At 54.0% G+C, this 26,002-nt stretch carries 21 protein-coding genes; 13 read left to right on the top strand and 8 right to left on the bottom strand.

Annotation, left to right across the window (positions count from 1 at the left end):
* Positions 1–64: 64 nt before the first annotated feature.
* Entirely contained in the window at positions 65–1,027 is a 963-nt protein-coding gene (locus tag QW71_RS07640) for an alpha/beta fold hydrolase (protein WP_235441415.1), read from the top strand.
* A gap of 115 nt (positions 1,028–1,142) precedes the next feature.
* Here the strand turns inward: QW71_RS07640 and QW71_RS07645 are convergent, their stop codons facing one another.
* The 3 genes from QW71_RS07645 to QW71_RS07655 are packed head-to-tail and all read right to left on the bottom strand — an operon-like array spanning position 1,143 to position 4,540.
* A complete protein-coding gene (locus QW71_RS07645; protein WP_039295646.1) occupies positions 1,143–2,315 on the bottom strand; it encodes a glycosidase in 1,173 nt (390 codons plus the stop codon).
* A complete protein-coding gene (locus QW71_RS07650; protein WP_039295649.1) occupies positions 2,315–3,529 on the bottom strand; it encodes an AGE family epimerase/isomerase in 1,215 nt (404 codons plus the stop codon). Before QW71_RS07650 ends, QW71_RS07645 begins: the two co-directional genes overlap by 1 nt.
* Before the next feature lie 48 nt (positions 3,530–3,577).
* Positions 3,578–4,540: a 1,4-beta-xylanase gene (locus QW71_RS07655; RefSeq protein WP_039295651.1), complete on the bottom strand. Its 963-nt coding sequence runs from the start codon at positions 4,538–4,540 to the stop codon at positions 3,578–3,580.
* Between the two features lie 266 nt (positions 4,541–4,806).
* On the opposite strand from QW71_RS07655, the gene QW71_RS07660 reads away from it, so the two are divergent.
* The 3 genes from QW71_RS07660 (at position 4,807) to QW71_RS07670 (ending at position 9,977) form a co-directional block, all read left to right on the top strand.
* Complete coding sequence (locus tag QW71_RS07660; RefSeq protein WP_039295654.1) at positions 4,807–5,829, top strand: glycoside hydrolase family 130 protein; 1,023 nt, start codon at positions 4,807–4,809, stop codon at positions 5,827–5,829.
* 170 nt (positions 5,830–5,999) lie between these two features.
* On the top strand, positions 6,000–8,063 hold the full coding sequence (locus QW71_RS07665; RefSeq protein ID WP_152679711.1) for a methyl-accepting chemotaxis protein: 2,064 nt from the start codon (positions 6,000–6,002) through the stop codon (positions 8,061–8,063).
* Positions 8,064–8,171: 108 nt separating this feature from the next.
* The gene (locus QW71_RS07670) at positions 8,172–9,977 is read left to right on the top strand and encodes a penicillin-binding protein 2 (protein WP_039295657.1); all 1,806 of its coding nucleotides are present in this window, start codon (positions 8,172–8,174) and stop codon (positions 9,975–9,977) included.
* Here the strand turns inward: QW71_RS07670 and QW71_RS07675 are convergent.
* On the bottom strand, positions 9,938–11,164 hold the full coding sequence (locus QW71_RS07675; RefSeq protein WP_039295659.1) for an AI-2E family transporter: 1,227 nt from the start codon (positions 11,162–11,164) through the stop codon (positions 9,938–9,940). The two genes, QW71_RS07670 and QW71_RS07675, sit on opposite strands and share 40 nt — an antisense overlap.
* A gap of 251 nt (positions 11,165–11,415) precedes the next feature.
* On the opposite strand from QW71_RS07675, the gene QW71_RS07680 reads away from it, so the two are divergent.
* Complete coding sequence (locus tag QW71_RS07680) at positions 11,416–12,801, top strand: polysaccharide deacetylase family protein (RefSeq protein WP_039295662.1); 1,386 nt, start codon at positions 11,416–11,418, stop codon at positions 12,799–12,801.
* 102 nt (positions 12,802–12,903) lie between these two features.
* On the opposite strand, the gene QW71_RS07685 is transcribed toward QW71_RS07680, so the two are convergent.
* The 3 genes from QW71_RS07685 to QW71_RS07695 all read right to left on the bottom strand — a co-directional run bounded on the left by QW71_RS07685 (position 12,904) and on the right by QW71_RS07695 (position 16,529).
* Positions 12,904–13,098, bottom strand: a complete 195-nt coding sequence (locus QW71_RS07685) for a hypothetical protein (protein ID WP_039295665.1) — start codon at positions 13,096–13,098, stop codon at positions 12,904–12,906.
* Between the two features lie 322 nt (positions 13,099–13,420).
* Positions 13,421–15,106 carry a dihydroxy-acid dehydratase gene (gene ilvD, locus QW71_RS07690; RefSeq protein WP_039295667.1) on the bottom strand — a complete coding sequence of 562 codons (1,686 nt, stop codon included), beginning with the start codon at positions 15,104–15,106 and terminating at the stop codon, positions 13,421–13,423.
* Between the two features lie 382 nt (positions 15,107–15,488).
* A complete protein-coding gene (locus tag QW71_RS07695; protein ID WP_039295670.1) occupies positions 15,489–16,529 on the bottom strand; it encodes an acyltransferase family protein in 1,041 nt (346 codons plus the stop codon).
* A gap of 201 nt (positions 16,530–16,730) precedes the next feature.
* Between QW71_RS07695 and QW71_RS07700 the strand changes: the two genes are divergently transcribed.
* The 4 genes from QW71_RS07700 (at position 16,731) to mgrA (ending at position 20,180) form a co-directional block, all read left to right on the top strand.
* Positions 16,731–17,480, top strand: coding sequence for an alpha/beta hydrolase (locus tag QW71_RS07700; RefSeq protein WP_047013676.1), 750 nt, complete (start codon positions 16,731–16,733; stop codon positions 17,478–17,480).
* A gap of 49 nt (positions 17,481–17,529) precedes the next feature.
* Positions 17,530–18,300, top strand: coding sequence for an HAD family phosphatase (locus tag QW71_RS07705; RefSeq protein WP_039295676.1), 771 nt, complete (start codon positions 17,530–17,532; stop codon positions 18,298–18,300).
* A 36-nt stretch (positions 18,301–18,336) separates the two neighbouring features.
* Complete coding sequence (locus QW71_RS07710) at positions 18,337–19,077, top strand: NAD-dependent protein deacylase (RefSeq protein WP_047013677.1); 741 nt, start codon at positions 18,337–18,339, stop codon at positions 19,075–19,077.
* 98 nt (positions 19,078–19,175) lie between these two features.
* Entirely contained in the window at positions 19,176–20,180 is a 1,005-nt protein-coding gene (mgrA, locus tag QW71_RS07715) for an L-glyceraldehyde 3-phosphate reductase (protein WP_039295681.1), read from the top strand.
* Positions 20,181–20,280: 100 nt separating this feature from the next.
* Here the strand turns inward: mgrA and QW71_RS07720 are convergent, their stop codons facing one another.
* Positions 20,281–21,138: an AraC family transcriptional regulator gene (locus QW71_RS07720; protein WP_039295708.1), complete on the bottom strand. Its 858-nt coding sequence runs from the start codon at positions 21,136–21,138 to the stop codon at positions 20,281–20,283.
* A 241-nt stretch (positions 21,139–21,379) separates the two neighbouring features.
* Between QW71_RS07720 and QW71_RS07725 the strand changes: the two genes are divergently transcribed.
* The 4 genes from QW71_RS07725 to QW71_RS07740 all read left to right on the top strand — a co-directional run bounded on the left by QW71_RS07725 (position 21,380) and on the right by QW71_RS07740 (position 26,002).
* Positions 21,380–22,558: a galactokinase gene (locus QW71_RS07725; RefSeq protein ID WP_039295684.1), complete on the top strand. Its 1,179-nt coding sequence runs from the start codon at positions 21,380–21,382 to the stop codon at positions 22,556–22,558.
* 1 nt (position 22,559) lies between these two features.
* A complete protein-coding gene (gene galE, locus QW71_RS07730; protein ID WP_039295687.1) occupies positions 22,560–23,546 on the top strand; it encodes a UDP-glucose 4-epimerase GalE in 987 nt (328 codons plus the stop codon).
* A 489-nt stretch (positions 23,547–24,035) separates the two neighbouring features.
* Entirely contained in the window at positions 24,036–25,619 is a 1,584-nt protein-coding gene (locus QW71_RS07735; protein WP_039295690.1) for a UDP-glucose--hexose-1-phosphate uridylyltransferase, read from the top strand.
* Between the two features lie 116 nt (positions 25,620–25,735).
* A complete protein-coding gene (locus QW71_RS07740; RefSeq protein ID WP_039295693.1) occupies positions 25,736–26,002 on the top strand; it encodes a hypothetical protein in 267 nt (88 codons plus the stop codon).

The raw sequence follows: 26,002 nt of genomic DNA on the forward strand, positions 1-26,002 counted from the left end.
TATAGTTTCTCTTTTTGGACTGAGCACACGCCTATATAATTTGGACATCAGTTAAGAGAAGGGTGTGACGTTACACATGGCCGCGATTCCGCAGAACGAGCAGGCTCTGCACCGGTTCATTTCAATAATCTGTTCACCGCTGTCCATCGTTCAATATGTCCTTACGAAGCGTGATGCTCTAACCTACAAGCCTCCTGGAGAAATGATTCCTGTGCAGGATGCCTGCCTTCATGCCCATGTTATGGGGAAGGGAGACCACACCGTAATTCTGGAAGCGGGTATGGGCGGATCATCCCTGGACTGGTCAATGGTGCAGCCGGAGCTGTCGCTGTATGCCAAGGTGGTCTCGTATGACCGGGCAGGCCTGGGCTGGAGCGGGAGCGGCAGCCAGCCGGAAAGTGCAACCTGCAGGAAATACGTCCGGGAGCTCAGGGAACTGCTGAAGGCAATGGACTGCAAGCCTCCCTATATTCTGGTGGGCCATTCCTATGGAGGCATGATTGTGAGATGTTTTGCGGGGGAATATCCGGATGAAGTGGAGGGGCTGCTGCTGGTTGATGCTGTACATGAGAGCCGTTATCTTACGGATGAAATGAGCAACCGCCGGAAACAGCAGCGGGAGGCGAACAGACGGCAATATAAGCTGGGTTATCTGTTGGCGCCTGCGGGGATTCCCCGCTTGCTTAGAAGGCCTGTAGGAGGGCGGAGACTCCCGGCAGCTATCCAAAAAAACGCCTCAAGTCTGGGATACCGCAAGAGTGCTTACCGGGCCGCATATGCAGAACTGCTCTGTGCGGAAGAGAGTGCCCTGCAGCTGAAGTCGGCAGAGCCGCTAAGCAGCAAGCTTCCCATTACGGTGCTTAGCGCAGGCAGTCCGGATGAAGAATGGAAGCAAGGCCAGCAGCGCTTAGCCAGGCTGACCCCAAATGTACAGCATATTACCGAAGAAGATCCCCGGCATTCCATCCCCATACACAGACCGGAGACTGTCGTTAAATACGTCACCGAATTATTGAATATCTTATAGCACAGCGGATCAAACGAATAAAAGGCAGTACCGGCAGATCATTCTGCAGGTACTGCCTTTTTACTGGTAGAGATGCTTCGTGCAATCTGCCCTCAGACGGATATTACAGCTGCAATTACAGCTGGAGATTCCGGTCAATCAGGGCAATGCGCTGCTGGACACAGGCATAAGAGCGGAGCGGATCTTCAGGAGTATTCAGCACATAATCAAGCATTTGATCTACCGTAGTGGTAGCCACATGAATCCGGGTGTCGGAGGATGCGTAGTAGATGTAGATATCCCCGTTGTCCCGGGCGATTACGCCGTTGCAGAATACAACGTTGGATACATCGCCGACGCGTTCTTCACCGTCCGGAGCGATGAAATGTCCGCCAGGAGCATGGGTAACCTTGTTCGGCTCATCCAGATCGGACAGGAATGCGTACAGTACATAACGCAGTCCGGCAGCAGTGTTGCGGACACCGTGGGCGATGTGCAGCCAGCCTTGAGGGGTTTTGACCGGCGCCGGGCCCTGGCCGTTTTTCACTTCCTTGATGGTATGATAATAACGCTGATCCATAATGGATTCGCTGGTAATTACAGCATTCTCAATAGTATCGGACAGTCCCCAGCCGATGCCGCCGCCGGAGCCTGCATCAATGAACCCATCCTGCGGGCGGGTGTAGAAGGCATATTTGCCGTCTACGAATTCAGGATGCAGCACCACATTACGCTGCTGGGCTGAGCCGGTCTTGAGGTCAGCCAGACGTTCCCAGGTCTTCAGGTCCTTAGTGCGGGTGATTCCGCACTGGGCAACTGCGCTGGACAGATCGCCATGCGGGGCAGCGGGATCTTTGCGCTCAGTGCAGAACAGGCCGTAGATCCAGCCGTCGGCATGTTTCACCAGACGCATATCGTAGACGTTGATATCCGGTTCTTCAGTTTCCGGCAGGACAACCGGATGATCCCAGAAGCGGAAGCCGTCTACACCGCTGTCGCTCTCGGCTACAGCGAAGAAGGATTTGCGGTCATTCCCCTCGACACGGGCCACAATGTAGAACTTGCCGTCCAGCTCAATGGCCCCCGGGTTGAAGATGCCGTTCACGCCGATCCGTTCAGCGAAATAAGGATTGGTTGCCGGGTTAAAGTCATAACGCCAGATCAGCGGCGCATGTTCCGCTGTCAGCAGCGGGTATTGATAACGGTCATAGGTACCGTTGCCAAAGGGAACCTTCTCATTTTTGCGGCCAATCAGTGATTCATATCGTTCTGTTAACTGCGCCTTGCGTTCTGTGAATAATGTGCTCATTATTTAGTCTCCTTTGAGGTTGTTGTCAGTCTTCCGATCATTTCAAAGCAGGCTCTGCTGTTATGATAAGGGCATTTCCAGGCACTGACTTTGGATGCATGCGCCAGTGGCTGCAGGGATTCATCAACGGCCCAGAACCACTCGCCTAATGTATGATCGACCATGTAGCTGTTAGTGAACGTCCAGGCTGCCTCAGCAGCATCGCGGAACCTCGGATCTCCGGATAGCTGGTAGGCATTATAGAAGCCGACGATCGCTTCGGCCTGCGGCCACCAGTCTTTATTCTTATCCAGCAGCCCGTTCGAATCCGCCTCATTCCAGATTCCGCCGTCAGCGTCAATGCCTTCAGCCAATGTTGCTTCGGCCATGGACAAAGCCACACTGCGCACCCGGTGCAGCAGCTCCTCATCCCCAAGCACTTCAGCCGCTTCGACCAGGAGCCAGCTGCCTTCGATATCATGACCGTAGGAGATATGGTCGGACTTGATATTCCACTCTTCATCCAGGAACAGATGGAAATGCTTGCCTTCCTTATCAATGATGTGGAGGAGCATGACCTCAATCAGCTCAGCCAGCCGGGTCCGCAGCTCTTCGGATTTCCACACGCGGTACAGGCCGGTGTAGCCTTCCAGCACATGCAGATGGGTGTTCATCGATTTCTTCTCATTCATGTCCTTGCTGCTGAGACTTAAATTCTCTGTCATCTGCCACTGCTCAGAGAGGGCTTCAATATAACCTTTATTAATCGGATCATAACCGTATTGCTCGACGAGACGGAACAGTGCCACAGCCTGATCGAGTGCATCCTGGCGTCCGGTAGCATGGTGGAACTCTGCCAGGGCGTAAATGGCGAAAGCCTGGCCGTAGATCTGTTTTTTGCGTTCGGAAGGAGCGCCCAGCGCATCTACCATCCAGTAATAGCCGCCGTATTCGGTGTCGGTGAAATATTGAAGCAAATAGGCGTGGGCCCGTTCAGCCATAGTCAGGTATTCAGCGTTGCCATACATGCGGTAAGCGCTCGCAAAGGTCCACAGAATCCGTGCGTTCAGCACGAGACTTTTTCCGGCCTCCGGATCGATATTCATCTGGTTATCAATTTCACCTACGAATCCGCCATGCTTGTCATCCAGTGTATGCTTCATCCAGAAGCTGAGGATATTGTCTTTCAGCTCTGCTTCCATTTCGTTCCGCCAAATCAGGGGCGATTTCGTCATTTGGTTGTTCACTCCTAAACAGTAATGGTAGAAGATATTGAAATCCGGCTATAAGGTAGGCGGGGATTTCGTCTTGGAACTGTAATACTCTTCAATAATGCCTGCCGCCGGCTTGCCGTACATGCAGTAATCATCGTTGCCTGCTGCTTCATCCAGCGGATAGAGCTGTGCCGGCCAATCCCACAGCATGAAGCCCTGTACCCAGTCCCGCTTCCCGCAGGCGCCGAACATGGCCAGGTAGAAACGGCTCTGCTCTTCAAGATCCGGTCCGCCCTTGAGACTCCAGTCATTCGGGATGGCGGCACTGCCGGTCCGGCTGGGGCATCCCGCTTCCATGAAGAAGAAGGGCTTGCCGTATTTCATGACCACCGCCTCAATCCGGTCAAGCTGTACTTCCCAGTCCTGCTCGGGATAATAGCCGCTGGAAGAGATTACATCAAGCGCATCCCACCAGCTCACGTTATCCTCCTGATACTTATCGCAGTTGTAGGTGATTACACCGCTGTACACTTTGCGGACTTCGGCAATCAGGGCGCGCCATTCTGCGGCCCGCCGGTCCGCCTGGACCAGCTCACAGCCGACACAGAACATCTCGCAGCCGCTCTCTTCGGCAAGCACAGCATAATGAAGGATAAAGGCTGTATAGGAACGGAACCACTCTGACCATTTCGGCTCGCAGGGAACATCCTTGTCGAAGAAGTTGATATGAGCCCGCCATGTGCCGTCTGCACAATTCACAATGGGCTTCAGGCAGACCTTCAGTTCAAGTGACTTTGCCTGGCGGATGGCCCAGCGTACCTCTTCATCACTCACCGTGGGTTCCGACCAATAGGGGATTTCTGTAGATTGCGGGGTAGCTTGAAGTGCGCTGAATGCGATGGCGGTCCAATTCGCACCGGTAGAGCTTTTCATCAGCTCCATGGAAGACTCCGCTGCATCATTGGCCCAGGTTCCCCGTCTGCCCATGAACCCCCAGGTTACGCCTCCGATATACTCGCTAAGCAGTGACATGTGGTAACCTCGCTTTGCTGTAGAATGAACAAAAAATATAGTGTATGAAACAAAAAAAATAATTTATTTGTGTTTTGTTATTATGTTATTGTTATTTAAAGATAACAAGAATACAATTAAGTTATAACGCTTTTTATGAATGTTTTCAAGGGGGAATTGTGCAGGAAGCCTGAAACCGGCCTCTATGTATGTCCATTCTGCGGAATGGATGGAATCATCAGTCAACTGCAGCCTTGGCTGCGCCAATCTGAAGGGAGACTATTGCTATGAGAGAAGTTCAACTGATTGGAAGTAACATTCCGAATATGCCTTGGCAGGACAGACCGGAGGGAAATGAGAATCCGGTATGGAGACACAGTGACAACCCGGTCATCAAACGCAATCCGGCCAAAGGGGTTGCACGTATTTTCAATAGTGCGGTAATTGCCTATGAAGGAAGCTTCCTCGGCGTATTCCGGGTAGAGGATCATACAACCCGCCCTCATCTGCGTATGGGCCATAGCCATGACGGACTGGACTGGAAAATTGAAGACGCTCCCATTCCGTTCATTGATGAACAAGGCAACCCCTACATGCCGAGATATGCCTACGATCCGCGTCTGGTTAAGGTTGAAGATACATACTATATCATCTGGTGTACGGATTTCTACGGCGCCGCCATCGGTGTAGCCAGAACGCAGGACTTCAAGACCTTCATCAGCCTGGAAAATCCATTCCTGCCGTTCAACCGCAACGGTGTGCTGTTCCCTAAGAAAATTAACGGCAACTTCGTGATGCTCTCCCGTCCAAGCGACAGCGGTCATACCCCGTTTGGCGATGTCTTCCTGAGTGAGAGTCCTGACTTCGTCTACTGGGGCAAACACCGTCATGTGATGAGCAGAGGCGGACAGGGCTGGTGGCAGAGCACCAAGATTGGCGGCGGTCCCGCCCCGATTGAAACCTCCGAAGGCTGGCTCATGTTCTACCATGGTGTAACTGGAACCTGCAACGGGCTGGTGTATAGCATGGGTGCGGTTATTCTGGATAAAGACGAGCCGTCGAGAGTCAAATACCGCTCCAGGAATTTCGTGCTTACACCGGAAGAATGGTATGAGGAGAGAGGTTTCGTGAACAATGTGCTCTTCCCGTGCGCGACCTTGAATGATGCCGAAACGGGCCGCATTGCCATCTACTACGGGGCGGCTGACACTTATGTAGGTGTTGCGTATACGACGGTGCAGGAAATCGTCAACTACGTGATCGACACTCATGAAGAGGTTGGCGATGATGCGGATTTAGGCAAAATCTAGGTCGAATAAGGCAGCAGAGGCCTTTTCACCTGACACCGTTAGTCCGCATTCTATGCTACTCATCTCATACAACAAAATCACAGCGATAAAAGATCTGATGGTATATTATTAATACTGGCCTTGTGCGGAATCATTCCCTACAAGAATACAGCAGATCCGGCGGTGATTTTTTGAGCAAGTCAACAGTTCGCGGTAAAAGTATTCTTACTCGGCTGCATCCCTCCAAGTCGCTGGGGGTGCGGCTCTTTCTCGTGTTTTTCGTTGCGACGATGGGAATCGTCCTGTCTTTGGGCTATACATCCTACTCTGTTGCCAAACAAACTATCGAGAACAATGCACTGTCCGCTAATCAGCAGACAGTCGAGCAAACGGCAGAGAAGCTTGATGTAACTCTGCTGCGCTTTGAAGATAATCTGGGCCAGCTGTTCTACAATAAGGATATCCGGCAGGCAGTCTCAGAAGAAAGTACTGCTGCTACAGGCGGGGGGACGGAACAGGCCGCTGTGATCAGCGGCGAGTTGAACCATTGGCTCTCTGCAGTTACTAATGTGCAAGCGGTTTATCTGATTCCTCTTAATGAAGCACTGCCTGCCGCGTCAGCGGGGGCTGTGGACAATGAATTCCTGGCGGGTGTCCGCGAAGCTTCGTGGTACAAGCAGCTGCAGGATAAGCCGCAGGGCTTGTGGATTACCGAGGTACTGAAGCAAGGGGAAGCAGAAGGCGTGGTCCATTTCGCCAAGTCCGTAGCGGGGGAAGCCGGAAGCTTAGGATACATAGCGGTCTGTGACATCAAGACTACGGAGCTGGCCAGCCAGCTCAGCAAAGTCGATCTGGGGATGGACTCTTATATCCAGCTGCTGACTACCAAAGATGAGATGATTGCCTCTTCCCAGCATCAGGAGACAGACACTTACTTGCGTCTGGGAGGCACCCTGTTCAAGGGACTCAGCGAGAGCTCAGGCTCTCTGCCGACCAAGGATGAGAAGGGCAAATCCATTCTTGCCGTGTATGGTACGCTGCAGAGCTCGGGCTGGAGACTGCTCGGCGTTGTCCCTTCCGAGAATCTGATTAAAGATGCGGGACGTATCCTTAACACCACTTACATAGCAGTGGCTGCCGCTGCCGTCATCGCCATTCTCATTGGCCTCTGGATGGTAAGGATGGTCTCACGGCCGCTGTCGCGCCTGCGGGACCTCATGTTCAAAGGGGCAGAAGGTGACCTGCGCGTGCGTACAAAGGTAGTCTCGCATGATGAAATCGGCCAGCTGTCAGGTTCCTTCAATATGATGATGGAACGGATCACAGAGCTGGTCGTGCACACCAATGAGACTGCACGTGAAGTACTGGAGACAGCAGATGCCTTGGGCAATGCATCCCGTGAGACCGCTGTGGCCGCACAGGATATTGCCGCAGCAACTGAACAGATTGCCGGCGGTGCAGGAAATCTGGCGCTGGAAGCAGACCGCGGAAATGAGATGACCGCCCAGATCTCCGAGCGGATGGATGCGGTGATTGCTGCGGCCCAGGAGATTGGCGGGACCGCACATAACGTACAGGCGTCCAGCAGGGAAGGTGTCGTCAAGCTGCAGGAGCTGCTGGGCAGAACGCATGAGACCGGCGATAGGACGGGGAAGCTCGTCATTAAGGTCAATGAACTCAAGGATACCACCTCGTCAGTCATCCGGGTGCTTGAGGTCATGCAGAACATTACCCAGCAGACCAATATTTTATCGCTTAATGCTACTATTGAAGCAGCCCGGGCGGGCGAAGCAGGCAAAGGCTTCACCGTGGTCGCTGATGAAATCCGTCAGCTGGCTGAACAGTCCAAGCGTTCCATTGCAGTAGTGGCTGAGATTACCGACAGAATCATGAATGACATGCATGAGACTGTAGCCGCATTATCCGAGGTGGCACCGTTGTTTGGAGAACAGATGACCTATGTTCAGAGCACCAGCGAGATCTTCATCAGCGTACAGGGGCAAATGAATCATCTGATCACCCGGCTGGATTCCGTGTCAACATCCATTGACGGACTGAACCACTCGCAGAGAGTGCTGTCCGAGACGATTGGCAATGTCAGCTCGTTTGCGGAAGAATCGTCGGCCGCCTCCGAGGAGGTTGCATCCCTCACCGGCGAGCAGGAGAGCGTAAGCGAATATCTGGTCAATCTCTCCGCCAAACTGGAGAATGCCTCGTCCAAGCTTAAAGAACGATTGTCTAAATTTAGCGTGTAATCTGCGAGTATTAACCGCTTTTCCTTCTGGGGAAGCGGTTTTTTTGCGGTTTGGGGTGGGCATAATAGAACCCATAGTTCCGCAGCCCACTTGATGGAGGAATAACACTTGCAGAAGCTGGTTCACAAACGTATATTTTGGAGTCTGCTGATCCTGTCTGTGCTCGTTGCAGGCTTGATCATCAGACTGGCCTGGGTCCAGCTGCTTCTGAAGAATCAGCAGGTAAGCAGCAGCGGGTACACGATGGCACAGATGGCTGAAATTCAGAGCGAGCGGGAGACAGTATTGGACAGCGGGCGGGGCCGGCTCTATGACAGGAACGGAGAACCGCTGGCCGGAGAGACTGTGTGGACAGCGGCACTGTTTCCGCAGGAAGAGTCACTTCCGCTGCATACGGTTACCGGGGAGCCTGCCGGGGATAACCAATTGCACCGCCTGGCAGAAATTCTTGGGGTCAGCTACAGCCAGCTGCAATCCAGACGCACAGGACTTAAGGAGCCGCTGCTCTGGCCCTCCGGCAAGGGGGACACTCCGCTGGCATTGTCGTTGTCAGAGGCCCGCGAAGTGGAAGAGCTGGGAATTGAGGGGGTTAAGGCGCTGCCCTTTGCCCGCAGATATGATGGAGCCGCTTCAGGGCGGCAATGGCTTGGTTATTTGTCTGAAGCTTCGGGTGAAGCCCTCCGGCAATCACCGACTGGTCTGCGGATTCCGCGTACAGGTACGGACGGGCTGGAAAAAACACTGGAGCCGCTGCTGCAGGGAGTGGGGCATACAGAGGCGGTTGCCCAGGTGGATGCCCGGGGCAACCGTGTTCCAGGCAGTCCGATTGTAGTCAAAGCACCGGGGAATCCTTATTACCCGCTGTCTTTATATACCACGATTGATAAGAAACTACAGGAGAGCATTGAGCAGCTGGCCGCAGAAGCGGGCGTGAAGGAGGGAGCCGTTGTAGTCCTGGATAGCCAAAGCGGCGACATTGCCGCGATGGTCTCCTTGCCGTTCTACAACCCGGAGCAGATCTCGCCGCAAGGGGGCGAATGGAACAACCGGGCGCTGCAGGCAGCGGTACCCGGGTCCATCTTCAAGATAGTCACTGCCGCTGCTGCCCTGGAGGCCGGATTAACTTCACCGGAGGAACCGTTCTATTGTAAAGGGGAATACGGGAAATACGGATTAACCTGCCTGAACGGCAAAGGACACGGCGCCCTTACGATGGCGCAAGGGTTCGCCGTGTCCTGTAATACCGTGTTCGCCACGCTTGCCGAGCGGCTTAGTGGAGCACAGCTTAATGCTGCTGCTCTGGCACTGGGCCTTGGCCGGGACATCGGCTGGCAGGCTGAGAATACGCTGGGCCTGCCGCTGCTCCGGCCGCTCTCCGGGGAGCAGACGGGGACGATCTTCACTACGCTGCTGCCGGATGACGGCGGGGCCAGGGTGCAGACCGCAATTGGCCAGCGCGATGTGCGGATTACACCGCTGCAGGCGGCGAACCTCGTAGTCACGCTGCTGCATGGCGGGGAGGTTAGAGCGCCGCGTATTCTGCAGCGGGTTGCGTTTGCCAACGGGCAGACGCTGAAGGAGCTTCCGGGACATCTGGCCCCTGCGCCGCAGGACAGAATATCCAAGGCAACCGCCCGCGTGCTGCTGTCCATGATGCGTAAAGTGGTGACAGAAGGAACAGGCAGGACGCTGCAGGGCCTTGAATGGCCGGTCGCCGGCAAATCAGGCACAGCGCAGACTCTGGTCAAAGGCGTGGCACGCAATAATCAATGGTTCATCGGCTATGGGCCGGTAGACCATCCGAGATATGCTGTATCCGTTGCTGTCGAGAACGTGGCTCCCAGCAGTCCGCAGGCAGCTGCCAAATTATTCGGTCAAGTATTTGAGCTGCTGTCCGGATCAACGGGTGCCTGAGTACCGCCGGTACCTGCTGTACCTGCCGAAGCTGTACCTGCCGTATTACCCGATACGGGGCCGCCGGCTGTGGAGGGTTCAGAAGCGGCGAACGGAGACACGATGAACTCCTCCTGCGGCAGATAGATCCAGCGCTGCAGATACCCCTGCTGAATCAGCTCCTTGAGCAGGATCAGCAGGATCGGCGACAGAATAAGGCCAGCGATGCCAAATACAGAGGAAGACAGAATTACGAAGGATAACATCAGGAACGCCGAGGAGACGCCGATCGAATTTCCGGTGATTTTGGGCTCCAGCAGCTGTCTGATAACCATCACCACTGCCAGCAGAATGATCAGACCGATGGCAAGTGAGGTATTGCCGACAATGAACAAATAAATAATCCAGGGGATCAGAATCGCCGGTACTCCAAGTAGTGGCAGCAGGTCGAACAAGGCGCAGATCAGAGCCAGAGTAAGAACATTTCCAGTCTGCAGGATCAGCAGTCCGGCGAGAACGATCACGAAGGTAATGCTGATCAGAATCAGCTGGGCTTTTAGATAAGAGCCGATAGCCTTGAACACATTCCCCTGCAGGAAAGCGTAAGCCGTCTTAAAGGTCTTGGGCAGCTTGTCATGGGCGATCCGGCGCCAGTCCTTAATCTCCATACTGAGGAAAAAGGCCAGAATAATCGCAATGCCGAAATTAGCCATAAAAGAAGAGAAGGAGCCAAGCACACCGATCATATATTTAAAGAAGGTGACCATCCACGTCGAGAGGACATTGGTCGCATCGGTGAAATAACCGTTCAGCTTATCTGTGAGATCGGGCGGGAGCGCATCAATTTTTTGCTGGAGATAGGTGGTAGCCTCAGTAAAATGCTGCTGGACTATGTATGTATATCTGGGCAGATTGTCCTGGAATTGAATGACCTGAGTCGTAATCAGCAGTCCGGCAGCAAATAATGCGCCAAGCAGGATCACTAAGAAGAGCACCACGGAGATAGCGGAGGCGAAAGGCTTAGCCATTCCCTTGCGGTTCAGGAACCGGGCCAGCGGCTCAATCAGCAGGAAGACAAAAAAGGACAGGAACACAGGAGCGGCCAGCTGATACAGCTTACTGAATCCCAGCATCACGAGATATAGCGTCAGAATAACCAATCCGATGTCGAAAAAAGTGCGCCAATATTTTTTGTACAGCGGCAGCATAGAGATAAACGACTCCTTTTCTAGATAAATTTACAATAATCACTTCAATTCATTGTACACGATTTTAATAAAAAAGCGTCTATTTCTTTGGCAGCTGTGTTAAAATAGGGGGTAACGTTTTTTTGAGTGTACTACTTGTCGCCACAACGGTATTGTCCTCTTGCAGGACAGCAGACGCTTCTACTTACTCTACTTGGCCGTATCACACGTAAGACGAGCCAAAGTCAACTCTGGAAAAGCGGGGAATTTACATGCAGACTTTGCTGCTCTGGCTATTTTACATTTCTACCTTTTATGCTTTCATTCCTGGAATGATCAGCCGTATATTTGGTTATCGTGTCTTTCGCAAGGGAATCGGGCGCACGGATTATGGCCTGACCTTTGATGACGGACCTGACCCGCATTATACACCGTTATTGCTGGATTTGCTTAAGCGCTATGGAGCTAAGGCGACTTTCTTCGTGGTAGGTGCTCATGCTGAAGCGCATCCGGAGATTATTAAGCGTATGCATGACGAAGGGCATCTCATCGGGATTCACAATTATGTGCACAAGACGAACTGGCTGATGCGTCCGGCAACGGTGAGGAAGCAAATTCAGCGGACCGATGATATTATCTTCAAAATAACCGGCGAGCGCAGCACATATTACCGTCCGCCGTGGGGAATTGTGAACCTGTTTGACTTCTCGAAGCGGCGGCAGGTGCAGATTGTGCTCTGGTCGGCCATGTTCGGCGACTGGAAGGAGAAGCTGGGGGCGGAACGGCTGACCGACAAGCTGATCTCCAAGCTGGGTCCCGGTGAGGTCATGCTGCTTCATGACTGCGGTACTACGCTCGGTGCCGATCCGCATGCACCGGAGCATATGCTTATTGCCCTGGAGCGGATGCTTCAAGAAGCGGATAGACGGGGGCTGCGAAGTATCCGGATTGACAAGATGATCAAGGCGGTGCAGGACTCACCTATCACAAGGCTGTCTTTCGGCAAACGGCTGGTTGTCGGCTTATGGCTGGCCTGGGAACAGGTATTCCAGCTGTTGTTCCAGATTAAGACGATCTCTCCGGCAGATCCGTTCCTGCATTACCGGCTGCGTAAGTATCAGGGGAATCCCGTGCAGATGGATAACGGCGAGACCTTAAGCAAAGGCGACAAGGTGATAGAGCTGCATATCGACAACAGGCAGCTGTTCGAGCTGGGGGTTCATTCGCGTTCCTCGGCACAGCTTGCCATCCGCATGATCCGCCGCATGGAGAAGGATCTCCCGGTGCTTGCGGAGCGGATTGCCGGTGATGTGGATCTGGCGGATGCCAAGGCGCTCTACGGTGTGAGCATGCTGAACCGCGGGCCGGAGAAATTCGGATTCATGGTTCTGGATCTGCCAAGCGGCTTGTTCGCAAGTTCCACCAAATTCTATCTCAGTATTCTGCTCAGCGTCATTCACCCGTCAGGCGGAGCGAGACTTAAAGTCCGCAGTGAGCTGCTGGTACCCAAAATGATGCTGATGCCCGTGTCGCAGCTCCTCGACCAGATGAACCAGCAGCGGCCGCAGAAGCCGGTGAAGCAGCGGGAGCGGGTACGGGAAGAGGAGCACTCCCTTGAAGCTGAGCTTGAACTGCCCGGAGCAACGGTTGTTCATTGAATTGCAGCAGGCAGACAGCACTTATATATTTTGATATTTATCTATATCGCAACTGAAGCTGCTTCTTATGCTCCGCTGGCCTGAATGGGCTGGCGGGGTTTTTTATATATCTGGAGCTATTGCCGATATGTTTGCTGCCTGCGTCGGACGGAGATCCTGAGACCTCCATCCTAAGTCGAAATCCTGCACTAAATACAACATTTTGCTCCTCAAAGCCGCCGTAATCCAGAATTGTTGTACAAAAGGCAGCATTTCGCCTCCTCCGGGCGGCTCAGCGGGAAGATTATTGTATTTCATACAACAATCCTCCTGAACAACCCGTTATCGATGAATCAAAGTTGCAGAGCGTACAACATTTCCCTAGCGAACAGCGATAGAGACAATTTGGGTGGTCCCTACATCTGCTGGAACTGTACAATTCTAGTCGCAAACCGGTCCTTACATGTCAAAAAAGAGCAGTCCCGCCGCATTAACGGACGGGACTGCTCTTTCAGTTCATTCTCTCTATCTCAGGCTGCAGCCGATTAGATCTTCAGCACGCCAAAAAAGAGCAGCCCCGCCGCATTAACGGACGGGACTGCTCTTTCAGTTCATTCTCTCTATCTCAGGCTGCAGCCGATTAGATCTTCAGCACGCCGCCTTTGCTTGCATTGGTAACCAGCTTGGAGTAACGGGCCAGGTAACCGGTCTTCACCTTCGGTTCGAAGCCTTTCCAGCCGCTGCGGCGGACAGCCAGCACTTCTTCTTCAACCAGCAGCTCGATCTTGCGGTTGATCAGGTCCAGCTCGATGATGTCTCCATCCTCGACAAAAGCAATCGGTCCGCCCTCAGCCGCTTCCGGCGAGATGTGGCCGATACTGATGCCGCGGGACGCTCCGGAGAACCGGCCGTCGGTGATCAGGCCGACCTTGGCGCCAAGACCCATACCGACGATCTGCGAAGTCGGTGCCAGCATTTCCGGCATACCCGGTCCGCCCTTCGGACCTTCATACCGGATAACAACGACATGGCCTTCTTTGACCTTGCCGTTCGCGATCCCTTCCAGCGCCTGCTCCTGGGAGTCGAAGCAGATGGCAGGTCCTTTGTGGTAGCCGCCAACGGAAGCATCTACGGCACCAACTTTGATGATGGAGCCTTCCGGGGCCAGGTTGCCGTAGAGTACAGCCAATCCGCCTACTGGGGAATAAGGGTTGTCTATTGTATGAATAACTGACGTATCCTGAATCTCATGACCCGTGACATTCTCGGCCAGAGTCTTGCCGGTTACGGTCATGCAGTCGCCGAAGATGGCGCCCGGCTTCTTCAGCAGCTCGTTCAGCACAGCGCTGACGCCGCCCGCCCGGTCCACATCCTCGATGAAGATATCGGATGCCGGAGCCAGCTTGGCCAGGTAAGGCACGCGGTTGGCTACTTCATTGATGCGCTCCAGCGGATAGTCGATTTCAGCTTCCTGAGCCAGTGCCAGGGTATGCAGCACAGTGTTGGTGGAGCCGCCCATAGCCATATCCAGCGCAAAGGCATTGTCCAATGATTCATGGGTTACGATATCACGCGGTTTCAGATCCAGCTTGATCAGCTCCATTAGCTGGGTAGCTGATTTGCGGACGAAATCTCTGCGTTCTTCGGCAACAGCCAGAATGGTGCCGTTGCCCGGGAGAGCAAGGCCCATAGCTTCAGCCAGACAGTTCATGGAATTGGCTGTGAACATACCCGAGCATGATCCGCAGGTTGGACAGCCGAATTGTTCCAGTTCAAGCAGTTCAGCGTCATTGATCTTGCCGACCTGATGGGCGCCAACGCCTTCGAACACGGATGTCAGGGATAGCTTCTTGCCTTTGCTGTCTACGCCGGCCTTCATCGGTCCGCCGCTGACGAAGATCGTCGGGATGTTGACGCGCAGTGCGCCCATCATCATGCCCGGGGTGATTTTATCACAATTGGGAATGCACACCATTCCATCGAACCAGTGAGCGGAAACCATCGTTTCCACAGAATCGGCAATAATCTCGCGGCTTGGGAGCGAATAGCGCATTCCGATATGTCCCATGGCAATACCGTCATCTACGCCGATGGTATTGAATTCGAACGGAACCCCGCCGGCTTCACGGATAGCTTCCTTAACGATTTTGCCGAATTCCTGCAGATGCACATGACCCGGTACAATGTCGAGATAGGAATTGCAGACTGCGATAAACGGCTTGCCGAAATCCTCTTCCTTAACGCCTGCGGCCCGCAGAAGGCTGCGGTGTGGAGCGCGGTCAAAGCCCTTTTTGATCATGTCTGAACGCATTTTCTTGTTTGCCATGATGAAATTTCCCCCTAAAAGTATTGTGAGCCTAACCTCTTGGAACGGTGAGAACAAATATAGTGCCGCATTAACGCATTGCAATCCCAAAAGCTGCGTGTCTGCGGTTTATAGAAGGTACAAGGTCCAGCTTCTTGCAGTAAACAGAAGTAGGGCGGAGCCGTTTCTATAAAACAAGCGGATTGGATACGAACGTTAATAGAGAGTCTATCACAAAAAACCTCATTTTTCTACCGGGCAATGTGAAGTTTGTCGCAGTCATCTCCCGGCAGACAAATGGAAACGGCTACACCGTCCTCCACAGGAATCATACACAAAAAGCCTATCCGCGGCGGGACAGGCTTCTACATATTAATAAGGGAGAGGTTTAAGTAAATAATTACTAAAGCGAGCGTCTGATGGCGGCGCGCTGGAGTGAGATCATCCAGTCTATAGACGGCTCAACCAGCGGGTTCAGCATACGTTTGACAGCGGGCTGAGCCAGCAGCACCGTGCAGGATACTGCGCCTGCAATCAGAAGAGCGGCACCCGCAGCATTTCCGATATAGGCATACAGGCCGGAAACGGCAGCCGCCCGGACAATAAATCCGTGAAGCAGGAAGACGTAGAGGGTGCGGCGTCCCAAGTCTGTCATGCGGCTTAACCCGTAAGGGACCAGGCCCAGAAATGCCAGGGAAGCGGCAAATTGCAAACCATACACAGCGAGCCGGAACACACCCGCATACCATTCATGGGCACCGAGCTGCATATAGGTCATACTGCCGAACAGCCAGCCCATCGGGAGACCGCGTCCCGCTACGCCCATCACTATAAGCAGCAGGAGGGAAGCGGCAGCGGCAGCGGTTTTGACATATTGCTGATACAGCTTAACGAAAGCTCCGAATGAGAAATGATATCCGATGACGAAAAAGGGCAGATAGACAAAGGTGCGGCTGATGCTGAACCAGATTCCATCCAGCTGCAGATAACCTACAGCCACACCTGCGGCGATGGCGAAGGCAAACTGGGCGCTCTTGCTCCAGCGGCTCATCCCCAGCATGAGCAGACGCCAGAAGGCGTGGCTGGCCAGGAACCACAGCAGCAGGTAAGGAGCGAAGAAGGAATGCTGTATGTTATTTACATGGAATAAGGAAATGTCGAGTGCGGAGTAGAGGCTCTGAAAAATAATATATTGCAGTCCGATCTGCAGCAGCACCTTACGGCCGGCCGCGCCATTCAAGCTTTTACGGGCAAAGTAACCGGTCACGAGCACAAACAGCGGCATATGAAAGCTGAAGATCCATTGGTACAGGGTGTGGAGTCCGCTCATTTCAAGAATCAGGGGTTCGATCGCATTGGCCACAAAGACAGTTACAATAAGCATGAAGCGTAAATTAAGAAAAAACGTTTCTCCACGCGTGTCGAGCGAGCTTTCCCGGGTCATGACGTTACCTCCAATAAATACGGTTTGCACGATGCTTAATACTTTAATTTTAAAATACATGATTTCCGGTAAATAAATTGTGAAATACATCACAATGGTAAGCGCTCTCATGGTCGCTAGATGTGGCGAAGTGTTGAAGGTTGTTTGATTTCATTGATTACACTATAATTTTCTGTATGCAGTATCCGGGAGTGAATTCTATTGAGAAAAAGCAGTACCAAACGCAATGTGCTTATAGGAATTGTATTGATTCTGCTGGTGGCAGGGGTGTTTATATGGAAGTACCTGACTCCGTATCAGCCTGCTGAAAGAGCCGAATCCGCACTTGTCTCTGCCGGGGGAGTTACAGTAGAGCAGAATGACAACTGGATCTCGTTCGAGCCATCAGTTGCACTGGGCACCGCCGTGATCTTTTATCCCGGCGCATTGGTCGAGGCGGAAGCTTATGCTCCGCTTGCCAGGAAAATCGCAGCAGCCGGCCACCCGTTCTATATCGCGAGAATGCCGCTCAATCTGGCCGTGATCAAGGGGAATGCTGCCGAAGAGATTATCCGCGTGCATCCGAAGCAGTCCTTTGTGCTTGGCGGACACTCGCTTGGCGGGGTAATGGCCTCGCGCTTCGCTGCAGATCATGCCGACCAGCTGGAAGGCGTTTTTTTTCTGGCTTCCTACCCGGATGAGAAAGGCAGTCTGAAGGATACTACGCTGTCCGTATTGTCGGTGCTGGGTACGGAGGACAAGGTGGTTGATCAGGAGAGCTATAACGAAGGCCGGGCTTATCTTCCGGGCAACACTGTATACACGCCGGTCAACGGCGGCAATCATGCCCAGTTCGGCAGCTACGGCCCCCAGAAGGGTGACGGCATAGCTACCATCACAGAGGAAGAGCAGCAGACACGCACTGCGCGGGCCTTGCTGGATTGGATAGGGAATCTGCGTCAGAGCAAGTGAGCACCGAATGTCGGAAGTAACTCCGCCTGGGAGAGGAGTGTCAGTCTGAATGCCTGAATTGCATATTAATGAGATATCCGTTCCGTGCAGGGGCATCTTGTTCGACAAGGATGGAACGCTGCTGGATCTGCTTGCCACCTGGGGAAGCTGGGCTGATCTAATTCTGGAGGGGCTGGGCAGCCAGCTGGCATTAATCGGCGGCCTGCCGCGAGCCGGGCCGGATCTTGCTTCTGTGCTGGGTACGGTTCATGATGCCACCGGCAAGGTGACCGGCTATGATCCCGCCGGACCGCTCTCCATGGCGACCGCTGAAGAAACGACCGGGATTCTGGCCTGGCAGCTGTATGCTGCCGGCGTTCCCTGGAATGAAGCGGTAACGCAGGTGAATGCGATCTCCAAGGAAGCTATGAACGAGCTGCGCCGGCAGAGGGCGGCGGTGGCTATGCCGGGGCTGCATGCTTTTCTGGAGCAGTGTGCGGCCGCTTCCCTGAAGCTTGGTGTAGTGACCTCAGACAATATGGCCACTACCCGTGAGCAGCTGGAGTGGCTTGGGATTTCCGGTTATTTTCATTCCGTCGTCACCAGAGACAGAGTGAAGCACGGCAAGCCTGCACCGGAGATGGCCGAGACGGCCTGCCGGGAGCTGGGCCTGCTGCCCGGGGAGACGGTCATTATCGGTGACAGCAATGCGGATATGCAGCTGGGCAAGGGTGCCGGACTGCGGCTTGCTGTCGGCATTTCTCCGGACGGGAGTATAGCCCACCTGCTGGATGCGGATATTGTTGTTTCCGGCTATCCGCAGCTCCGGTTAACATTCTGATTTCATTTCTGTACAGAGAGGAAACGTGTGGACTCTATGGATCAATTGCAGCTACTGGCTTCCTGGATCAAAGCCAGCGGGAATATTGTTTTTTTCGGCGGTGCCGGAACATCAACGGAGAGCGGCATACCGGATTTCCGTTCGGCGGCCGGTCTATACCAGACTCAGCATAACTCTCCTTATCCGCCTGAAGTCATGCTGAGCCGCAGCTTTTTCATGTCCTCGCCGGACATTTTTTTTGATTTCTACCGCAGCAAGATGATTCATCCCGAGGCGAAGCCGAACGGAGCCCACCGGCTGCTGGCTGAACTTGAAGCCAAAGGCAAGCTGAAGGCAGTCATTACACAGAATATCGACGGTCTGCACCAGCTGGCGGGAAGCCGCCGGGTGCTGGAGCTGCACGGCTCGATTCACCGCAATCACTGCATGGACTGCAATACCTATTACGGTCTGGAGCAGATTCTGGAGCAGACGGCTGCTGTACCGCTGTGCCCGGAGTGCGGCGGCATCATTAAGCCGGATGTGGTGCTCTATGAGGAAGCGCTTGATCATGATGTGCTGGTCGAAGCAGTGGCGGCGATTGCGGCAGCGGATCTGCTGCTGATTGGCGGCACCTCGCTCACCGTCCAGCCGGCGGCAAGTCTGATCACCTACTTCCGGGGAAGGCATACGGTGCTGCTCAACGGCGATCCGACACCGTACGATCATCAGGCAGATCTGATAATTACGGACCGGATCGGCGATGTGATGGGCAGAATACAAGGGCTGCTCGGATGAGGATTTCAAGCTTTTTCCCGTGAGAAGATTACAAAGTCTGTCCGGAGTTTAAAATAGGGTATTGCAATAACTGAGGAAACGAGAGGCAGGGATAAGCAATGGTATATGTGGCTAGCGATGAACGGTATGAAGTCATGCGTTATAACCGCACCGGCAGGTCGGGCCTCAAGCTTCCGGCAATTTCACTGGGCCTGTGGCATAATTTCGGCGGCATCGACACTTATGAGAATGGCCGTGAGATGATTACTCGCTCTTTCGATCTCGGAATTACCCATTTCGATCTGGCTAACAATTATGGCCCTCCGGCAGGCTCGGCAGAGGAACTGTTCGGCAAAGTTCTTGCCCGTGATCTCGCTCCGTACCGTGATGAGCTGGTAATCTCCACCAAGGCGGGATATTATATGTGGCCTGGTCCTTACGGGGACTGGGGTTCACGTAAATATATACTGTCCAGCCTGGATCAGAGCCTGAAACGGCTGGGACTGGACTATGTGGATATTTTCTATTCCCACCGTCCGGACCCGGAAACACCGATGGAAGAAACGATGGGAGCCCTGGATCATGCTGTACGTTCAGGCAAAGCGCTTTACATCGGCTTGTCCAACTACACGGCTGAGCAGACGGAGCAGGCAATTGGCATCCTGAAGGAGCTCGGAACACCGCTTCTGATTCATCAGCCGCGGTATTCCATGCTCGACCGCTGGATCGAAGGCGGGCTGCAGGATGTACTGGAGGAGCATGGCATCGGCAGTATCGCCTTTACCCCGCTGGCTCAGGGCCTGCTGACCAGCAAATACCTGAACGGCATTCCCGGCGATTCCCGGGCTGCCGGTCCATCCGCCTTCCTGAACGAGAGCCGGATTACGCCGGAGGTGCTGCGCAAAATCCACGCGCTCAACCAGATGGCGGTAGCGCGCGGCCAGAGCCTGGCCCAGTTCGCGCTCCTCTGGACGCTGCGCGGCGGCAAAGTGACCTCGGCGCTGATCGGCGCCAGCCGGGTAAGCCAGATCGAGGAGAATATTGCCGCTCTGGCGCATGGCGATTTCTCGCAGGAAGAGCTGGAACGGATCGAGACGATCCTAGGATCAGAGGATGAAGCCTGAGTAGTCTATAGAATTGACAAGTAACAGCCCGCTTCCGGAACAGGAAACGGGCTGTTGGCTTAAGCGGAGTTCTGGTAGAACGCCGGATGTTCTCCTGAGCCTATTTCTCCCCGGGATTGGCAGTCGCCTGCCGGTAAGTGCTGGGGGACTGGGCACAAAAGCGTTTGAACTGCCGGGAGAAGTACAGGGCATCGGTCAGGCCGACGGAGGCTGCGACCTGCTCTACCGACAGCTCAGGCCGTTCGCGCAGCAGCTGGCGGGACTTCTCGATGCGCAGCTTCAGCAGATAGGTCACCGGTGAGAGGCCGGTCTCCTGCTTGAAGATGCGCGACAAATAAGCGCGGTTATAGCCCAGGCTGCCGCACATCTGTTCAATGGATACCGGATGGGCATACTGGGAAGCCATATAGTTGATCATTTGCTTCACCGTGCGTTTGACCTGCGATTCTGCCCCGGGTAACCTTGAAGAGGAGATCAGCAGACCGGATGCTTCACCGATGATCAGGTAAAGATAGCCGAGCGAGGTCAGATGCGCGCTCTCCTTGCCCGCATAGAAGGCGGACATCATCCCGGCGAGTGCACCCGGGATCACACTGCCTTCAGCCGAGGTCAGGACCGGCTTCTCGGGGGAGAAGCCGGCCTGCAAGGCGAGCTGCTCCGCCTCCGTTCCGGTGAAGGCGGCCCAGCGGTACCGCCAGGGCTGCTGCTGATCGGAGATGTAGCTGACCAGCTGGGCCGGGTGGATCAGGAAGCAATCTCCCGTTCCCAGTTCATATTTGCGCTGCTCGGTCCGGAAGACACCGGAGCCGGCCTCAATGTAGTGAAGCAGATAATAATCGTAGATCTTGGGTCCGGCCTGATGCAGCGGAAGTGTCTGGCTCTCCCCGGCGAACAGCACATGCAGAGGCTGCTGATCGAAATACACGGGATTTGATCCTACGGAATAGGTATGTTCCAACGGCCATCCGCCTTTCTTGAATATAACGCTATCATAGCTTAGCATGAGGGGAAGCGCAGAAATGAATCTTTATCTCCAGTATATCCTCCCGGCGGCTGGAAGTCACATTTGTCCATGTATTGCACACATGATTGCATTATCAGGGCAAGTCTGATTTTATTATAATGTAAGCATGAAGGAAGCAAGTTTAAAAGCAAGCTGAAAGCCCAAGCACAAGCAGCGAAAGGATGGAGTGGCAATAATGAGCGTACAGGAACTTAACAGTAAATTTATCGAGAAATACGGGGAGAGCAGCGAAGAGGCGCGGGTATTCTACGCACCAGGCCGTGTGAATCTCATCGGAGAGCATCTGGACTACAACGGCGGTTATGTGTTCCCGGCAGCATTGGACTTCGGAACTACCCTTATCGTGCGTCCGCGTACAGACGGCAAGGTTCAATTCGCATCGACGAATTTCCCTTATGAAGCCTCTATCGACTACAGCGAAATCGGCAAAGCCAAAACCGGCGAGTGGGTTGACTATCCGGTTGGTGTTATGGTCGAGCTGGCCAAGAAGGATCTTCCGGTATCCGGAGGGTATGACCTCTTGTTCCACGGAGAGATTCCGAACGGCTCGGGCTTGTCCTCTTCCGCTTCCATCGAGGTAGTAACAGGTTATGCCTTCCTGACGCTGCTTGGCGGAGACACGGATACTGTAGAGATCGCCCTGCTGTCCCAGCGTGCGGAGAACCAGTATGTCGGCGTAAACTCCGGTATCATGGACCAGTTTGCTGTCGCCAACGGCAAACGCGACCAGGCCATCCTGCTGATGTGTGACACTCTGGAATACAGCCTGGTACCTTTTGTGACCGGTTCTTATAAGCTGGTTATCGGCAATACGAACAAGAAGCGCGGCCTTGTGGATTCCAAGTACAATGAGCGCCGCAGCCAATGCGAGGAGGCTCTGGCTATTTTGAAGCAAGAGGTGCCAACCCTGTCTTACCTGGCCGAGCTTAAACCTGAACAATTCGAGCTTCATCAGCATAAAATTTCGGACGAAACCGTCAGACGCCGCGCCCGCCATGTGGTGGAAGAGAACCAGCGTGTGCTCGATTCGGTTGAAGTGCTCAAGAACAATGACCTGAAGCAATTCGGACTCTATATGAACGACTCCCATGTCTCACTACGTGACTTGTATGAAGTCAGCTGCGAAGAGCTGGACATCATGGTTGAAGAAGCACAGCGTATTCCGGGAACACTCGGCTCGCGTATGACAGGTGCCGGATTCGGCGGATGTACAGTATCTCTGGTACATGAGGATGATGTGGAACGTTTCATTGCCGAAGTCGGCGAAGCTTACAAGAAGCGATCCGGCCTGACGGGCGAGTTCTATGTATGCACGATCGGCAACGGCGTCGAAGAACTGAAAGGAGTGAAATAAGATGGCGATTCTGGTAACGGGCGGAGCAGGATATATCGGTTCCCACACAGTAGCAGAGCTGCTGGACCGCGGGGAAGAGGTTGTAGTTATCGACAATCTGCTGACAGGGCACCGCGAGGCGCTGCTGGGCGGCAAGCTGTATGAGGGAGACCTGCGCGACAAGGCACTGCTGGCCAAGCTTTTCTCCGAGAACAAGATTGAAGCGGTAATCCATTTCGCAGCGAGTTCCCTGGTGGGCGAGAGCATGAAGGATCCGGTAAAATATTACGACAACAACGTGTATGGTACACAGTGTCTTCTCGAAGCGATGCAGTATGCCGGAGTGGATAAAATCGTCTTCTCCTCCACAGCCGCAACCTACGGCGAACCGGAAAAGGTGCCGATTGAAGAAACTGACCGCACTGAACCTGCGAATGTGTACGGGGAGACCAAGCTGACCATGGAACGCATGATGGCCTGGTTCGACAAGGTGCTCGGCATCAAATACGTAGCGCTGCGCTACTTCAATGCTGCAGGCGCACATGCCAGCGGCAAAATCGGCGAAGACCACCGTCCGGAGAGCCACCTGATTCCGCTGGTGCTCCAGGCTGCACTTAAGCAACGGGAGAACATCGCGGTCTTCGGCGAAGACTACCCGACAGAAGACGGAACCTGCGTACGCGACTATATCCATGTCAGCGATCTGGCGAATGCGCATGTCCGTGCGGTAACCTACCTGCGCAGCGGCAGTGCAAGCAATATCTTCAACCTGGGCAACGGCCTGGGCTTCTCGGTGAAGCAGGTGATTGAGACTGCGAAGAAGGTAACCGGCCTGGACATCCCGGTTGTAATCCAGGAGCGCCGCGCCGGTGATCCGGCGGTACTGGTCGCTTCTTCGGCCAAAGCCCGGACGATCCTGGGCTGGGACCCGCAGCATGCCGATCTGGAAGGCATCATCCAAAGCGCCTGGAACTGGCACTCCGCGAACCCGGAAGGGTACGGCGGCTAAGCCTGCCACTGTACTTGTTGTGAACAGTACGGAAGCCTGGCTTGAAGAATAAGCAATCCTAAGATGAACAAAAGAAAAATAAAAAGCTAGAAGGATCGAAGGGGGATTTTGGAACTGTAGGAGCGTTAGTGACCGCCTGAAAGCTTTCCGCAGGAAAGCTCGCTTCGGAAGCATCAGCAGTCACCGGATTTCAGCCGCAATCAGCGGGTCAATCAAGAAATCTGGGGACAACAGCGGCCGGAAGTCCAAATATTCACCGTAGTGACGTCTATGGCTTAAGTTAATATCTTAAGTTCAGCTATATTCCGCAGGAAAGCTCGCTTCGGAAGCATCAGCAGTCACCGGATTTCAGCCGCAATCAGCGGGTCAATCAAGAAATCTGGGGACAACAGCGGCCGGAAGTCCAAATATTCACCGTAGTGACGTCTATGGCTTAAGTTAATATCTTAAGTTCAGCTATACAGGTTGCACCATATAAGGAGAATTGAAATGCAGAACGATAATATTACGGCTGCAGCCTCTGAGAAGGCATTGTATGCGATTGAACAACTGGTTCTGTTCGCGCAGCACAAGGAGCTGATTCAGCCTGCTGACGTTGATTACAGCCGCAATGAACTGCTGGACCAGTTCGGCTTCAGCGAGCCGTATGCCGGTGAATTCACCGAAGGTCCGCTTGAAAGTCCGCAGGCCCCGCTGGATCAATTGATCGACTACGGGTTTGAGACCGGGCTGATTCCGGAGAATACGGACACTTACCGCGATCTGCTGGACGCCAAGATCATGGGCCTTCTGATGGCCCGGCCGTCCGAGGTAAATGCGGAGTTCGCCGCGGTCCAGGCGGAGCAGGGCATTCAGGCGGCCACTGACCGCTTTTATAAGCTGAGTATTGATTCCAACTATATCCGTATGGACCGGGTGGCCAAGAATGTGTATTGGCTCCAGGATTCGCCGTATGGGGATATCGAGATGACGATCAATCTCTCCAAACCGGAGAAAAGTCCGAAGGAAATCGCCATGGCCCGGCTGCTCCCGCCACCGGTCTATCCGAAATGCCAGCTCTGCCGCGAGAATGTCGGCTATGCCGGACGGGTCAATCATCCGCCGCGCCAGAACCTGCGAGTGATTCCTCTCGCGATGAACAATGAGAAATGGTTCTTCCAGTACTCGCCGTATGTGTACTATAACGAGCATTGTATCGTGTTCCACCATGATCATGTGCCGATGAAGCTGACGAAGGATACGCTGAAGCGTCTGCTTAGCTTTGTTGAATCCTTCCCGCATTATTTCATCGGCTCGAATGCCGATCTGCCGATTGTTGGCGGCTCGATTCTGACCCATGATCACTTCCAGGGCGGACGCCACACCTTCCCCATCCAGAAGGCACCCAAAGAGGATAGCTTCACCCATGCTGCATATCCAGGCGTTAGCCTAAGCATTGTGAAATGGCCGATGTCTGTGCTGCGGATGCACGGGGCAGATCCTGCCGTGCTGCTGGAAGCCGGCAACAGTATCTATGAGGCCTGGAAGACTTACAGCGATCCGGCAGCTGATGTCCTGGCCTTCAGTGAAGAGGCCGGGGAGAGCGTGCCGCATAACACGGTTACACCTATTGTCCGCCGGGCAGAAGACGGCGGCTATGAGATGGATCTGGTGCTGCGCAACAACCGGACCAGCGAAGAATATCCCGAAGGGATTTTCCACCCGCACCGGGAAATGCACCACATCAAGAAGGAGAACATCGGCCTGATTGAGGTTATGGGCCTGGCGATTCTGCCGGGACGCCTTAAGGAAGAGCTCGATGCTGTCGCTGGCGTTCTGGCCGGAGACACCGCACTGCTTGAAGTGGTCCAGAGCCAGGGAGCTGATCATCCGCTCGCGCTGCATGCATCCTGGATCGCGGAGCTGGCCGGCCGTTTTGGCACTTCCCTGAGCCGCGAGGAAGCGGTGAAGACGGTGCAGAACGAGGTAGGCACCAAGTTCACGCATATTCTGGAGCATGCGGGAGTCTACAAACGCACACCGGAAGGCCAGGCGGCATTCCGCCGGTTCGTGAACAGCAGCGGCTTTAACTAAGACCGCTGTGTCTTGTAATGAGATGTCCCTGCCGGAGTGTCGGCGGGGGCATTTTATTATTGCGCGGGAAACTACGATGCAATGATGTGTCCGTCGGAAGTGGGCGACAAGAGGAAATGAGGAGCAGAAGTGCCCATGATTTCGCTGAAAGCGGGCGGCAAGTGGAAATTAAAGGGATAAATCCCTCTGAATTCGCCGAAAGTGGGCGGCAAGCGGAAATTAAAGGGATAAATCCTTCTGATTCCGCCGAAAGTGGGCGGCATGGGGAAATTAAAGGGATAAATCCCTCTGATTCCACCGAAAGCGGGCGGCAAGCGGAAATTAAAGGGATAAATCGTTACTACTTAGGTCCCCCCTATCAATCCAAGGAAATCATTACCTAA

This window comes from Paenibacillus sp. IHB B 3415 (assembly GCF_000802655.2).
Classification (GTDB): domain Bacteria; phylum Bacillota; class Bacilli; order Paenibacillales; family Paenibacillaceae; genus Paenibacillus_AQ; species Paenibacillus_AQ phytohabitans.

Coding starts and splice junctions, on each gene's coding strand:
- QW71_RS07645 (WP_039295646.1), bottom strand. CDS start 2,315: ATGAGCACATTATTCACAGAACGCAAGGCGCAGTTAACAGAACGATAT.
- QW71_RS07675 (WP_039295659.1), bottom strand. CDS start 11,164: ATGCTGCCGCTGTACAAAAAATATTGGCGCACTTTTTTCGACATCGGA.
- QW71_RS07695 (WP_039295670.1), bottom strand. CDS start 16,529: ATGACCCGGGAAAGCTCGCTCGACACGCGTGGAGAAACGTTTTTTCTT.
- mgrA (WP_039295681.1), top strand. CDS start 19,176: ATGGTATATGTGGCTAGCGATGAACGGTATGAAGTCATGCGTTATAAC.
- galE (WP_039295687.1), top strand. CDS start 22,560: ATGGCGATTCTGGTAACGGGCGGAGCAGGATATATCGGTTCCCACACA.
- QW71_RS07740 (WP_039295693.1), top strand. CDS start 25,736: ATGAGGAGCAGAAGTGCCCATGATTTCGCTGAAAGCGGGCGGCAAGTG.
- QW71_RS07650 (WP_039295649.1), bottom strand. CDS start 3,529: ATGACGAAATCGCCCCTGATTTGGCGGAACGAAATGGAAGCAGAGCTG.
- QW71_RS07660 (WP_039295654.1), top strand. CDS start 4,807: ATGAGAGAAGTTCAACTGATTGGAAGTAACATTCCGAATATGCCTTGG.
- QW71_RS07705 (WP_039295676.1), top strand. CDS start 17,530: ATGCCTGAATTGCATATTAATGAGATATCCGTTCCGTGCAGGGGCATC.
- QW71_RS07685 (WP_039295665.1), bottom strand. CDS start 13,098: ATGAAATACAATAATCTTCCCGCTGAGCCGCCCGGAGGAGGCGAAATG.
- QW71_RS07725 (WP_039295684.1), top strand. CDS start 21,380: ATGAGCGTACAGGAACTTAACAGTAAATTTATCGAGAAATACGGGGAG.
- QW71_RS07680 (WP_039295662.1), top strand. CDS start 11,416: ATGCAGACTTTGCTGCTCTGGCTATTTTACATTTCTACCTTTTATGCT.
- ilvD (WP_039295667.1), bottom strand. CDS start 15,106: ATGGCAAACAAGAAAATGCGTTCAGACATGATCAAAAAGGGCTTTGAC.
- QW71_RS07735 (WP_039295690.1), top strand. CDS start 24,036: ATGCAGAACGATAATATTACGGCTGCAGCCTCTGAGAAGGCATTGTAT.
- QW71_RS07655 (WP_039295651.1), bottom strand. CDS start 4,540: ATGTCACTGCTTAGCGAGTATATCGGAGGCGTAACCTGGGGGTTCATG.
- QW71_RS07710 (WP_047013677.1), top strand. CDS start 18,337: ATGGATCAATTGCAGCTACTGGCTTCCTGGATCAAAGCCAGCGGGAAT.